Annotated in this window: 14 protein-coding genes and 2 other annotated features; of the genes, 11 read left to right on the forward strand and 3 right to left on the reverse strand. The window is 37.2% G+C overall.

Translation table 11 applies throughout. The annotated features are described in order from the left end of the window. The first annotated feature begins 39 nt into the window (after nucleotides 1-39). Nucleotides 40-435: a PH domain-containing protein gene (locus NSS97_RS06550; RefSeq protein ID WP_044437816.1), complete on the forward strand. Its 396-nt coding sequence runs from the start codon at nucleotides 40-42 to the stop codon at nucleotides 433-435. Between the two features lie 30 nt (nucleotides 436-465). On the opposite strand, the gene NSS97_RS06555 is transcribed toward NSS97_RS06550, so the two are convergent. Both NSS97_RS06555 and putP read right to left on the reverse strand, forming a co-directional pair. After that, the gene (locus NSS97_RS06555) at nucleotides 466-864 is read right to left on the reverse strand and encodes an Ig-like domain-containing protein (RefSeq protein ID WP_002064293.1); all 399 of its coding nucleotides are present in this window, start codon (nucleotides 862-864) and stop codon (nucleotides 466-468) included. Between the two features lie 163 nt (nucleotides 865-1027). Then, nucleotides 1028-2506 carry a sodium/proline symporter PutP gene (gene putP / locus NSS97_RS06560; protein WP_002086927.1) on the reverse strand — a complete coding sequence of 493 codons (1479 nt, stop codon included), beginning with the start codon at nucleotides 2504-2506 and terminating at the stop codon, nucleotides 1028-1030. A 308-nt stretch (nucleotides 2507-2814) separates the two neighbouring features. Next, nucleotides 2815-3053, forward strand: a binding site (T-box leader). A 42-nt stretch (nucleotides 3054-3095) separates the two neighbouring features. Further along, nucleotides 3096-3340 (forward strand) — a binding site (T-box leader). A 51-nt stretch (nucleotides 3341-3391) separates the two neighbouring features. Between putP and trpE the strand changes: the two genes are divergently transcribed. From trpE to NSS97_RS06610, 10 genes are all read left to right on the forward strand, one after another. Next, nucleotides 3392-4810 (forward strand): anthranilate synthase component I, encoded by a 1419-nt coding sequence (gene trpE, locus NSS97_RS06565; RefSeq protein WP_016094537.1) that lies wholly within the window; start codon nucleotides 3392-3394, stop codon nucleotides 4808-4810. After that, the gene (locus tag NSS97_RS06570; RefSeq protein WP_044437819.1) at nucleotides 4807-5394 is read left to right on the forward strand and encodes an aminodeoxychorismate/anthranilate synthase component II; all 588 of its coding nucleotides are present in this window, start codon (nucleotides 4807-4809) and stop codon (nucleotides 5392-5394) included. The genes trpE and NSS97_RS06570 overlap by 4 nt, the downstream gene beginning before the upstream one ends. Then, nucleotides 5391-6416: an anthranilate phosphoribosyltransferase gene (trpD, locus tag NSS97_RS06575; RefSeq protein WP_044437821.1), complete on the forward strand. Its 1026-nt coding sequence runs from the start codon at nucleotides 5391-5393 to the stop codon at nucleotides 6414-6416. The genes NSS97_RS06570 and trpD overlap by 4 nt, the downstream gene beginning before the upstream one ends. 1 nt (nucleotide 6417) lies before the next feature. After that, on the forward strand, nucleotides 6418-7179 hold the full coding sequence (gene trpC, locus NSS97_RS06580; protein ID WP_107887007.1) for an indole-3-glycerol phosphate synthase TrpC: 762 nt from the start codon (nucleotides 6418-6420) through the stop codon (nucleotides 7177-7179). After that, on the forward strand, nucleotides 7176-7790 hold the full coding sequence (locus NSS97_RS06585; protein ID WP_107887006.1) for a phosphoribosylanthranilate isomerase: 615 nt from the start codon (nucleotides 7176-7178) through the stop codon (nucleotides 7788-7790). Before trpC ends, NSS97_RS06585 begins: the two co-directional genes overlap by 4 nt. Then, nucleotides 7787-8980, forward strand: a complete 1194-nt coding sequence (gene trpB / locus NSS97_RS06590) for a tryptophan synthase subunit beta (protein ID WP_002086917.1) — start codon at nucleotides 7787-7789, stop codon at nucleotides 8978-8980. The genes NSS97_RS06585 and trpB overlap by 4 nt, the downstream gene beginning before the upstream one ends. Before the next feature lie 3 nt (nucleotides 8981-8983). Then, complete coding sequence (gene trpA / locus NSS97_RS06595) at nucleotides 8984-9760, forward strand: tryptophan synthase subunit alpha (protein WP_044437825.1); 777 nt, start codon at nucleotides 8984-8986, stop codon at nucleotides 9758-9760. Nucleotides 9761-9834: 74 nt separating this feature from the next. Next, nucleotides 9835-10185, forward strand: a complete 351-nt coding sequence (locus NSS97_RS06600) for a DUF4029 domain-containing protein (protein ID WP_002086916.1) — start codon at nucleotides 9835-9837, stop codon at nucleotides 10183-10185. Between the two features lie 127 nt (nucleotides 10186-10312). After that, complete coding sequence (locus NSS97_RS06605) at nucleotides 10313-11812, forward strand: L-lactate permease (RefSeq protein ID WP_044437826.1); 1500 nt, start codon at nucleotides 10313-10315, stop codon at nucleotides 11810-11812. Between the two features lie 91 nt (nucleotides 11813-11903). After that, entirely contained in the window at nucleotides 11904-12587 is a 684-nt protein-coding gene (locus tag NSS97_RS06610) for a DUF2278 family protein (protein ID WP_044437827.1), read from the forward strand. A gap of 14 nt (nucleotides 12588-12601) precedes the next feature. On the opposite strand, the gene NSS97_RS06615 is transcribed toward NSS97_RS06610, so the two are convergent. Beyond that, nucleotides 12602-13435, reverse strand: a complete 834-nt coding sequence (locus NSS97_RS06615) for a hypothetical protein (protein ID WP_044437829.1) — start codon at nucleotides 13433-13435, stop codon at nucleotides 12602-12604. Between the last annotated feature and the right edge of the window lie 175 nt (nucleotides 13436-13610).

Below are 13610 nucleotides of genomic sequence, written 5' to 3' on the forward strand. Positions count from 1 at the left end.
AGGAGATTCATTGACTTAAATCAAGGGAGAGGAAGTTTAGTGGAATTTTCATCAAAAAAAGATGTATGGTTATATCCGATTTTTTTCGTTGTCATTGGAGCGTGTTTTGCGCCCATATTTGCAGGGAGAGAATATTTTTTCTTATTTTTTACAATTCCGTTGGCTATACTGTTTAGTTGGAGTTGGTTTTCAACAAAATATATCGTTAAGGAAGAAATAATTATAATTACATCAGGTCCCGTTAAAAAACGTATATTTATACGAGACATAAAACGAATTTCCAATACAAAAAATCCAATCGCAGCTCATGCACTATCATTCGATCGATTAGAAATTGTTTACGGATCATATGAAACAGAACTTATTTCTCCAAGAAATAAAGAAGAATTTATTTTGTTGTTAAAAAGAAAAAATCCTGGGATTGAAATAAAGTAAGAGAGTGGATTCATATCTACTCTCTTTATGTCACTTTGGATTTGTCATATAAGGTTGCACGTGAACGACACATAAGTCGCGGAATTTTCCTTCAGCAGTTGTGACAATTACGACTGCTCTCCCTGCACTTTTTCCAGTAATCGTTACTGTCTCACCTTTCGGATAGATGGTGATGACGTCGGAGTTCATATTTGTCCAAATAAGCTCTTGATTCTTTGCCTGCATTGGCAAAACGGAAGCTGATAAATCGGCACTTTGTCCGGTTTTTATTTTAAGCTTATTTTTCTGTATATGAATACCAATTACAGATATAACAGAAGGAGCAATTGAAATTTTGGATGGATTAGGTTGTATGTTTAAACGAGAAGTAGAAGTGTTTGTGATAGGTGAAAATTTTCTTATATGTTGTTGCTGTAAAGATGCTAACATTGTGGAGTCCCCTTTCTGTATAGGTGTCGATACTAATAATATAAAGGAAGAATGTTATAGTAAATTTAACGAAACATAAAGAATTTGTTAAATTTGAGAAGAAGATTGTCGAACTGTAATAAAAAGAAAGCTCTGCTGTTATCGTAACAGCAGAGCTTTCTTTTTATAGATTATGAATATGTTGTTTTTCAAAATTCTCAAATTGCTCTTCAACTTCTTTTGAAGGTTTGGTTAGTAAACTAACAATTATGATCACTATTAAACTAATAGCGAAACCAGGAATCATTTCATATAAGAAATCTTTTAGGAACTTAAACTGTGTCCAAATAATTACTGTGGCTGCACCTGAAATCATACCAGCAAGCGCGCCCCATTTCGTCATACGTTTCCAATATAAGCTTAATAAAATAGCAGGTCCAAATGAAGAACCAAATCCAGCCCAAGCATATCCAACAAGAGCTAAAATCGTATCATTTTGTTTAAGCGCTAATGCACACCCAATTAAAGCAACACCAAGAACAGCCATACGACCGACAAATACAAGTTCTTTATCAGAAGCAGAACGCTTAAAGAATGTTCTATATAAGTCTTCTGTTACTGCACTTGAAGTAACGAGAAGCTGAGAAGAAATTGTACTCATAATAGCGGCTAAAATAGCGGCTAATAAAAATCCAGTAATAAGTGGATGGAATAAAATTTTTCCAAGTTCAAGGAAAATTGTCTCTGGGTTAGATAATGTCAAACCTTGTTGTGAATAGTAAGCAATACCGATAAGACCAGTAAACATAGCTCCGACAACAGAGAAAATCATCCAGCTCATACCAATTCTTCGCGCGCTTTTAATTTCTTTTACAGACGAAATTGCCATAAAGCGTACGATGATATGAGGTTGTCCAACATAACCAAGGCCCCATGCGAATAAAGAAATCATTCCTAAAGTAGAGGCACCTTTAAAAATATCTAGACGTGTTGGATCTACAGATCGAATTGTATCAAATGCAGGTCCAAGTCCGTTTGTATTCATAATTGTTACGATAGGAACAAGAATAAGGGCAACTACCATAATGATTCCTTGCACGAAGTCTGTCCAACTTACTGCTAAGAAACCACCAAATAATGTGTAAGCTACAACAACGCCTGCTACAATGAGTAATCCAACATGATAGTTCATACCAAATGAATTTTCAAATAATACAGCGCCTGAAACTAATCCTGAAGCTACATAGAAAGTAAAGAAAATCATAATAACAAGTCCGGATACTAAGCGTAGCATGTGAGATTTGTCGTGGAAACGGTGTTCCAAAAATTCTGGAATAGTAATAGAGTTGTTTGCAATTTCAGAGTAGGTACGTAAGCGAGGAGCGACATAAAGCCAGTTTGCGTATGCGCCTAGTGTTAGGCCGATCGCAATCCAACTACTACTTAATCCAACGCTAAACATTGCACCGGGTAATCCCATTAAAAGCCAACCACTCATATCAGATGCTCCAGCACTTAATGCTGTTACTGCGGGGCCTAGTGTACGCCCGCCAAGCATATAATCTGTTAAGTTGGACGTTCGTTTGTAGGCGAAATAGCCGATTACTAACATCCCGAGCATGTAAATAGAGATAGAAGTTAAAGTTAACATCTGCGTACTCATGTAGTTCCCCTTCCTTTTGTCATGTCTTTTGATGCATTTTGCATATTTATAATCTATCATGATTATTCTGAAAAATCCATATACAAATATGAATTTTCAGAAATGTAAGCGTTTTTTGACATCATTTTACTTTTTAAATATATAAATTTCAGACGAAAAAACCTTAATTTTAATAGAGTATTTATTATATTTACATAAAAACACGTTGTTTTGTCAATATAATATTGAAAGAAGGGAGAAATAATTTTTTTTTAAAAAGTATTGACTTGTGAAAAAAGTTAGGTCTATAATGAGTGCAACTTAAAAAAATGCAAGCGTTGATGAAGAAGAGTACACATGATGAACATGTCAGAGAGCTGATGGTTGGTGCGAATCAGTATGGGATTGATGTGGAATGGGCTTCGGAGCTTCCAAACCGAAACGAAAGAAGTAGGCTTTGGCGACATGATCTCATCGATACAAGAGACACGTATTATTTTTTGATACGGCAAAGTGCGTTACATTCGTAACGAATTAAGGTGGCACCACGGGAGTACCCGTCCTTTCTATAGGATGAGTACTCCCTTTTTGTGTACAAAAAATTAAATATGTTAAATCGTTTAAGTAAGAAGAGTACGTATATTGGAGACGTTTCAGAGAGCCGGGGACAGGTGGGAGCCCGGTGCGGTGCCATATACGGAATGGGCTTACGAGAGGTATGCTGAACAATTATTTTCAGTAGGCAACCCGGGTTCCGCCGTTACAAGGATAAGGTATATATTTTGTACCTGAATAAAGCGGGATGCTTTTGCGTCCAACCTGAGGTGGTACCACGGTAAATTTATCGTCCTCTACATATTTCGATATGTAGGGGACTTTTTTATTTTTCAGAGTGAGGTGAAAGGCATGATGACAAAAGAGGAATTTATGAAGCAAAAAGAACAAAGAAACACATTTTTAGTAATTGCTGAAGAAGAAGGAGATAGCATTACGCCAATTTCTTTATATAGACGTATGAAGGGAAAGAAAAAGTTTTTATTAGAAAGTTCGCAGCTTCATCAAGATAAAGGGCGCTATTCTTACTTAGGGTGTAATCCTTATGGAGAAGTGAAAAGCGTTGGTATAGAAGTAGAGCGAATGATGTATGGGAAAAAAGAAAAGCTGCAGGGTAACGTACTGCAAATGCTAGAAGAGGTAATCGCACCAGCGCAAGTAGACAGTCCATTTCCGTTTTGCGGGGGAGCAGTTGGTTATATTGGCTATGATGTCATTCGGCAGTATGAAAACATTGGAGCAGATTTACACGATCCATTAAATATTCCAGAAGTACACCTTTTACTATATCGTGAGTTTACCGTTTACGATCATTTACGCCAAAAGTTGTCATTTGTATATGTATGCAGGGAAGACGATTCAGCTTCTTATGAAGAAGTATACGAAAGATTGCAAGTATACAAAGAGGAAGTGCTAAAGGGAGAAGAAGCGGAAGTAAATGAAATACAATCAATATTATCATTCACTTCTTCAATAACTGAAAAAGAATTTTGTGAAATGGTAGAAACAGCGAAAGAATACATTCGGGCCGGAGATATTTTCCAAGTTGTATTATCCCAGCGTTTGCAAAGTGAATGTAAAGGAGATCCATTTGCATTATACCGGAAACTTCGAATTGCAAATCCATCACCATATATGTTCTATATCGATTTTCAAGATTATGTTGTACTTGGCTCTTCGCCGGAAAGTTTGTTATCAGTAAGAGAGGATAAAGTGATGACAAACCCAATTGCTGGTACGAGGCCGAGAGGGAAAACGAAGCAGGAAGATGAGGAAATCGAAAAAGAACTGTTAGGAAATGAGAAAGAGCGAGCAGAGCATATGATGCTTGTGGACCTAGGACGAAATGATATTGGCAGAGTAAGTGAAATTGGCTCTGTGACGATAGATAAATATATGAAAGTAGAAAAATACTCTCACGTTATGCACATTGTATCTGAAGTTTACGGAACATTGCGAAAACAAACGAGTGGATTTGATGCATTAGCGTATTGTTTACCAGCTGGTACAGTATCAGGTGCTCCGAAAATAAGGGCGATGGAAATTATTAATACGTTAGAGCATGAAAAAAGAAATGTATACGCCGGAGCAGTTGGATATATTTCATTCTCAGGAAATCTTGATATGGCGCTAGCAATTCGAACGATGGTTGTGAAAGATGAGAAAGCGTACGTTCAGGCAGGAGCAGGTATCGTCTACGATTCAGACCCGGTTGCTGAATATGAAGAAACATTAAATAAAGCGAGAGCGCTTTTGGAGGTTATGAAATGATTGTACTGATTGATAACTATGATTCCTTCACATATAACTTGTATCAACTATTAGGCGAGTACGAAGAAAACATCGTCGTCGTAAGAAATGATCAAATAACAATTGAACAATTAGAGGGGATGAAGCCGAAAGGAATTGTGCTCTCACCAGGACCTGGGAAACCAGAAGATGCTGGAATTTGTATCGATGTTATTCGTCACTTTTATAAGAACGTTCCCATCTTAGGAATTTGCCTTGGCCATCAAGCAATCATATCCGCATTTGGAGGAGAAATTGTTAGAGCAGAGCGCATTAAACACGGAAAAACATCGCGTGTGAAACATAACGGAACGTCAATCTTTTCGTACGTTACGCAGCCGCTAACAGCGATGCGTTACCATTCACTCGTCGCAGTGCAAAATAGTTTGCCGCAGTGTTTTGACATACTAGCGACAGCGATGGATGACGGAGAAATCATGGCAGTTCGTCACAACTATTATCCGCTCTTCGGATTACAGTTTCACCCAGAATCAATTGCAACAGAAGAAGGCGGAAAGTTAATACGTGCCTTTTTAGCAGAAGTGAAAGAGGAGGAGAGAGTATGAACAGTTATCTTCGAAAATTAGTAGAGGGACAACATTTAACAGAAGAAGAAATGTATGAAGCGGGACTTCTTTTATTAAGTGACAACATATTGGAAAGTGAAGTTGCAGCTTTCTTAGTATTGCTGAAAGCGAAAGGCGAAACAGCAGAAGAAATATACGGTCTCGTTCGTGCTCTTCGCGAAAAGGCATTACCGTTTTCAAATCATATAAAAGGCGCGATGGACAATTGCGGAACGGGTGGTGATGGTGCGCAAACATTCAATATTAGTACAACATCGGCATTTGTACTTGCCGGAGCTGGTGTAAAGGTTGCGAAACATGGAAACCGCGCTGTTTCTAGTAAAACAGGAAGTGCTGATTTATTAGAAGAACTCGGTGTAAACATAAGCTGTACGCCGGGTGAGATTGACTATTTATTAGAGAATGTAGGTATTGCCTTCTTATTCGCACCAGCGATGCATCCAGCATTAAGACGTATTATGAAAATAAGAAAAGAATTAAACGTTCCGACGATCTTTAACTTAATTGGACCGTTGACGAATCCGGTTAATTTAGAAACACAATTTGTCGGTATTTATAAGCGAGATATGTTATTGCCGGTAGCGGAAGTATTGCAGAAACTTGGCAGAAAACAAGCGCTCGTCGTAAACGGAAGTGGCTTTTTAGATGAAGCATCATTACAGGGAGAAAATCATGTCGTCGTTTTAAAAGATAATGAAATAGTAGAAATGAGTATTGATCCAGAAAAGTATGGTTTTTCAAGAGTGAAAAATGAAGAAATTAGAGGTGGGAATTCAAAAGAAAATGCAAAGATTACACTCGGAGTATTAAGCGGAGAAAAGAGTGTCTATCGCGATACTGTTTTATTAAATGCAGGTCTAGCCCTTTTCGCAAATGGAAGAGCAGAAACGATTGAAGAAGGAATTACACTAGCGGCACATAGCATTGACTCTGGAAAAGCATTAGCCAAGCTAAACTTATTAATTGCAGCAAGTCATGAAAAATTAGAAAGGGTGAATTAAAATGGGGACGATTTTAGACAAAATTGTAGAGCAAAAGAAAGTAGAAGTTGCGGAGTTATATGAAACATATTCACCAGTGAAAGAAAAAAGGAAAACACACTCACTTGTAAAAGCTTTAGAGCAGTTTACTGTAATAGCGGAGGTAAAGCGAGCGTCTCCATCAAAAGGCGATATTAATTTACACGTTGATGTGCCAAAACAAGTGAAAACATATGAAGAATGCGGTGCTGGAGCAGTTTCGGTTTTAACAGACGATCAATTTTTTAAAGGGTCGTTTCACGACTTACAAACGGCAAGAGCAGAAAGTAACATTCCGCTTTTATGTAAAGATTTTATAATCGATAAAATCCAAATTGATAGAGCGTATGAAGCAGGAGCAGATCTTATTTTATTAATTGTTGCAGCATTGTCAAAAGAGAAATTAAACGAGCTTTATAACTACGTGCTAGAAAAAGGATTAGAAGCGATTGTTGAAGTTCATGATGAACAGGAATTAGAAATTGCAATCGAATTAAATCCGCACGTTATCGGTATTAACAATCGTAATTTAAAAACATTTGAAGTAGATTTAAGCCAAACTGAAAAGCTCGGAAAACGACTGAATGAGGAAAACCTACTTTGGATTAGTGAAAGCGGCATTCATTCAAAAGAAGATATTATTCGCGTCAAACGAGCTGGTGCAAAAGGTGTATTAGTTGGAGAAGCACTTATGACATCATCTTCTATAAGTAACTTTTTCGAAGACTGTAGGGTGAACATATGAAAGTGAAAATTTGCGGCATCACTGATGTTGAAACAGCAAAACATGCTTGCGAATACGGAGCAGATGCAATTGGATTTGTTTTTGCAGAAAGTAAGCGGAAAATCACCCCAGGGCTAGCGAAAGAAATTATTGGGGAAATTCCAGTCCACGTTTTCAAGGTAGGTGTTTTCGTAAATGAATCAGTAGAAGTGATCCAGAAAATTGCAGAGGGGTGCGGGTTAACGCATGTGCAACTACATGGGGATGAAGACAATCATCAAATTAGGAGATTGAATATTCCGTCTATAAAAGCAGTAGGAGTAACTTTAGAGAAAGATATTGAATGTGCGAAAAAATACGATACAGATTATCTGTTATTTGATAGCCCGAAAGAAAAGTTCCACGGAGGAAACGGAAAGACATTCTCATGGGAGTTACTCGCACATATGCCAAACGAGTTGCGAGAGAAAACGATATTAGCTGGCGGATTAAACATCCTTAATATAGAAGAAGCAATTCGAACCGTTCAGCCATATATGATCGATGTGAGCAGCGGAGTAGAGACAGAAGGAAAGAAAGATCTAAAGAAAATAAAACAATTTATTAAAAAAGCGAAGGAGTGTTCCAAATGAATTATGCATATCCAGATGAAAAAGGTCATTACGGTATATACGGAGGACGATACGTTCCAGAAACGTTAATGCAATCTGTATTAGAACTAGAAGAAGCATATAAAGAAGCGATGCAAGATGAAGCGTTTCAAAAGGAATTAGATCATTATTTACAAACGTATGTTGGAAGAGAAACACCGCTTTATTTCGCTGAAAATATGACGAAGTATTGCGGCGGAGCAAAAATCTATTTGAAACGTGAAGATTTGAACCATACGGGAGCTCATAAAATTAACAATACAATCGGTCAGGCACTTCTTGCGGTAAGAATGGGTAAGAAGAAAGTTGTCGCTGAAACAGGAGCAGGACAACACGGAGTTGCAACAGCTACTGTATGTGCACTTTTCGGTTTAGAATGCGTCATCTTCATGGGAGAAGAAGATGTGAGACGACAAAAATTAAACGTGTTTCGAATGGAATTACTCGGAGCAAAAGTAGAAAGCGTTGCGGCAGGTAGCGGCACGTTGAAAGATGCGGTAAACGAGGCGCTTCGTTACTGGGTTTCACATGTACACGATACGCACTACATTATGGGATCAGTTCTCGGGCCACATCCATTCCCGCAAATTGTTCGTGATTTCCAAAGTGTAATTGGGAAAGAAACGAAAAAGCAATACGAAGCGTTAGAAGGGAAATTACCAGAAGCAGTCGTTGCTTGTATTGGCGGTGGTAGTAATGCAATGGGAATGTTTTATCCGTTCGTACACGATGAAGAAGTTGCTCTTTACGGTGTTGAAGCAGCTGGAAAAGGTGTTCACACAGAAAAGCACGCAGCCACTTTAACGAAAGGAAGTGTCGGTGTTTTACACGGATCGATGATGTACCTTCTGCAAAATGAAGAAGGGCAAATTCAAGAAGCGCACTCTATTTCGGCAGGGCTGGATTACCCAGGTGTTGGGCCAGAACATAGCTTGCTAAAAGATATTGGCCGCGTTTCTTATCATTCCATTACAGATGAAGAAGCGTTAGAAGCATTTCAATTATTAACGAAAAAAGAAGGGATTATCCCGGCATTAGAAAGTTCACATGCTGTTGCATACGCTTTAAAACTAGCGCCGCAAATGAAGAAAGACGAAGGACTTGTCATTTGTTTATCCGGCCGCGGTGATAAAGATGTAGAGAGTATAAAACGTTATATGGAAGAGGTGTAAAAAATGGGAGTAGAAAAAATTATAGCAGCGTTTGAAAATGGCAAGAAAGCATTTATTCCCTATGTAATGGGCGGAGATGGTGGACTTGAAAAGTTAAAAGAAAGAATTCGTTTTCTTGATGAAGCAGGAGCAAGCATCGTTGAAATCGGTATTCCGTTCTCAGATCCAGTCGCAGACGGTCCAACTATTCAAAGGGCAGGAAAAAGAGCATTAGATAGCGGTGTAACATTGAAAAGTATTTTTCAAGCATTAATAGAGGTGAGGCAAGAAGTTCAAATTCCATTTGTACTTATGACATATTTAAATCCAGTACTCGCATTCGGAAAGGAACGTTTCATTGAGAGCTGTCTTGAAGCAGGGGTGGACGGTATTATCGTTCCAGACTTACCGTATGAAGAACAAGACATTATTGCACCGCTCCTTCGCGTGGCGAATATCGCTTTAATTCCACTCGTTACCGTAACGAGCCCTATTGAACGAATTGAAAAAATTACGAGTGAATCACAAGGATTCGTCTATGCCGTTACAGTAGCGGGCGTAACGGGAGTACGTCAAAACTTTAAAGATGAGATTCGTAGTTACTTAGAAAAAGTAAAAGCACACGTCCACTTACCAGTAGTCGCAGGATTCGGTATTTCAACACGAGAGCAAATTGAAGAAATGATTACAATATGTGACGGCGTTGTCGTTGGAAGTAAAGTCATTGAGCTGTTAGAAAATGAAAAGCGAGAAGAAATTTGTGAGTTAATACATGCAGTAAAAGAAACAGAAGAGGCTTAAGTCTCTTCTGTTTCTTTTGTGTAATAAATGTTAAAATATACAGAAAATACTTATAAATTAGAGGGTGAGAAGGCATGCTAAGACGTAAACTATTATATCTTCTTTTAACTGTACCATTATACGCTTGGCTTATTAGCATGACGAAAATAGAGTTGATGGCTCTGTTTTTAGGATATGTATTCATCTTTTCCCAATTAAATCGAATACAAGAGCAATCTATTTTAGAAGTATGTATATTTTCGGTTAGTATAGAACTATTTAGTATCGTTTCGATTGTATTATTAAGTGAATTATTCCAATGGATCCATTCATTTGAATTAATAAAACTTGGGAATATTGTATTGCAAGTAATATGTGCTTATATTGTGTTTGTTGTACTAGAAAAAATGATTGGACAGCAGACGGTTTTTCAGGATAAAAGATAAAATATTAGTTATTCAAAAAAGGAGCCAAGCGGCTCCTTTTTTAAATCTGTTATAAAAATAATTGAAAATCATAACATCTGTTATATAATAGTTAAAAATTGCAATTTTTACGAAAAGAGATGATAGCATGGCCATATTGTTGGCACTTATCCCAATTATGATGATTTTTATTTGTTTATTTTTGTTTAAACAAACGTCATTAAGGGCTTCATTAATTTCTTATGCCGTTTCTGTCGGAATCGTTTTACTTTCGCCAACGTTCCAATTAGGGATAAGTGAAACTGTGCACGCAACGATTAAAGGTTGGTTAATTTGTTTTATTGTCGGATACGTGTTGTTTTTTGGTATTTTTTTATTTCACCTCATGAACAAAATGGGATACATCGATCAAGTAGCACGATTTCTAGAACAAGTCACGCGCGATCGATTATTGCAAATGCTTCTTATGTGTTTTGGTATTTGTCCACTCATTGAATCAGTAAGTGGATTCGGAATTGGTTTTATGGTCGCAGCACCTATTTTTCTTTCGCTCGGTTATAAACCGTTTCAAGCTGTGCTACTATCGTTTATCGGTTTACTTGCAAGTTCATGGGGCGCGATGGCAACGGGTACGATTATCGGTTCTCAGCTTATTAACATGCCGCTCACAACTCTTGGTACAAATACAGCATTATTAAGCATCCCGATTTTCGCATATTTTATCTTCCTTTCTTTATACGTTGTCGGTGGCTGGCAGGCAGTTATAGAAAAGTGTAAGGAAGGAGTAGGATTCTTTCTATTATTTTCTCTCGGAATCTATCTTTCTAACGCATACGTAAGTGTTGAACTTGCAGGGATATTAAGTTCTATCGTTACCATTACATTTGGCTTTCTAATCATTAAATTAAAAGGCAAAAGTGAGCAAAACTTTATAACAGAACATGCGGCGACTGCAGAGAGAGAAGTATCTATTATAAAAATTATTAGCCCTTATATCTTTTTAACAGTTTGTATTTTACTTTCCCGCCTCGTTCCAGTATTACATGATTTTCTTAGGTCATATGCAGTTCTCGATTTAAAATCATATTCTTACAAACTAGAGCTACTATATTCACCAGGATTTTGGCTCGCTATGACTTGTTTATTTACAATTATTTTCTTCCGCATTCCATCAAATATTATTAAACAATCACTCTCACAAACGATAAAACAATGGATTCCTTTCGCTATTACAACGACAATGTTTATCGCAATTTCAGAACTAATGGGTGCATCTGGTATGCATTCATTACTCGCAAAAACAGCTGGTGAAACATTTGGGACATTTTTCGTTTTCGCTGCTCCTTTCATAGGCGGAATTGGCGGCTTTTTAACAGGTAGTAACGCAGGATCAAATGCGATGTTTATAAAACTACAAATGCAAACAGCGCAAAACGTAGCGCTCCCGTGGCAATATGTCACAACACTCCAAAACACCGCATCATCAGTAGCCACAATCGCTTGTCCATCACGGATTACACTAGGCGCGTATTTATGTAATATCCCTTATCGTGAAAATGAACTATTAAAGAAGACGACGTTAATGATTTTTGGTGCGGTGTTGCTTGTAGTGGTGGAGGTTATTGTTTGGTATATGTTGAGAAAATAAGAAATCCTCCTGGGAAAGGAGGATTTTCTTTTTATATGGATAATGCCTAAAGTATGAAAAGCTTCTACTAAATGAATAGGAGATGAAAGAGATGCCCTTAAAAAACTACGGTGTATTAAAAGGTACAGTTGTACAATCTAAGATTGGAAAAGGGAAAACAGCTCATTATCAAGTTCATTTACAAGGCGAAGCAGGAGTTAATTATCGCATTGCAATTAACGTGAAATCGCAAAGCTATCCGTCGGAAGTTTTATATTTTGCAAGCGAACATATTGATTCAGAAGCTATTCACATTTTACCGACATTACCGTTCGGTTTTACGGAAGTGAAAAACAATGAGCCGAAAGTGGCTTTAGATTATGTAAGAGGTAATTTATTTGATTCGAAGCAAATGATTCCTTTGCCAGCTGAAAAAACGGGATCTGATAATGATTTAAATGAAAAGATAGAACGTTATATAAAACGAGCAATAGATGAGAAAGCAATTATTTATGCGTTTGGTGAAAGGTGGGGACCAGAAGAAAAGGTTCCGGATTCGTATTTTCATTTTACACCTGGAAACGGTATACACGATATTCATATGAATCAAGGGAATGTAGAGAAATGGCAAGGTGATGATGGCAAATGGCAAGACGGTGGGATATTGATTCACTTTGAGAAGAAGGAAGAGTGGATTGGTATTTTTCTTGCCTTTCAGTCACAGTCATGGTGTACCGATGAAGAAGGGCACGCTCGTGTTCCGGTTGAGCATTGTGATTATAAGAGAAATAATTGATGAGAAGAGGGCGTTCACAATGAACGCCCTCTTCTTATTTTATAAAACACAAAACTCACAAGTGTAGAAATACAAGAGAAAAGAAGCGCCACACTAGAAAACGCGATGAAATACATATTATACTTCATCATTTTACCGATTAGTTGGTTACTATCGTACTGAAACAGTCCCGCTATTATATTGAATAAAAATAATAAGATAAACATGACGATGACGCCGTCTATTGATCCTTTAATGTCTGGTTTACTTAAAGCGATATGTGCGGAAATACAAATAGCGATAAATAAAAATAACCAAAAAGAAGGGGTCAATAAATTGTTCATTGTAAACAAGCTTTTTAATAAAAAGAATGTTGATAAAAACATGTTTTGGATCATGTCTAAGTTAATAGAAGTCGATGCAACAGTTGTTTCGAGAGTTGTATTAAATAAAGAATATGACTCTGGTACGAAATAGCGCATTAAAAGTATTAAGGCAGTAATACCAGAAATAATAGGACCGATGCCGATAAAGAAATTACCGATTCGTTGGTATATACTTTTTTGATTGTATTGATGTTGTACGTAACCTAAAGCTCCCTGACTTGTATCTGTTGGGAAAAACTGCGTTGCTACAATTTTATGACGAAATACTAGACACATAATTGCATGCCCAAGCTCATGAACGGGAACACCAATCCACGCGGTTAAAAGAAAACCTTTCCTACCAAAAGCTCTCGACCAATACGTTCGTGTGAGAGATTCTAAATAACCTAATATAAATCCAATTACAATGATGACACCAATTAAAGAAAATAATTGGATCACACTTGTAAGGAGTGTTTGAAAAATCGAGTTTACAAATTCCACTGTCTTCATCCAATCTGTTTAAAGTTTCACTTTATTTGCTCTGTTTCATAATAACATTATTTTTCTATATTACTAGCACACATAGTTTCGTTTAAAAGAAGGATTTCATATTCTTTTTCTTGTAGTCATGTTTTATGTACAAAGTCATATATTGAATTTGTAACACCCTATAAGG

The organism is Bacillus sp. FSL R12-0074 (assembly GCF_038005725.1).
Lineage (GTDB): Bacteria > Bacillota > Bacilli > Bacillales > Bacillaceae_G > Bacillus_A > Bacillus_A mycoides.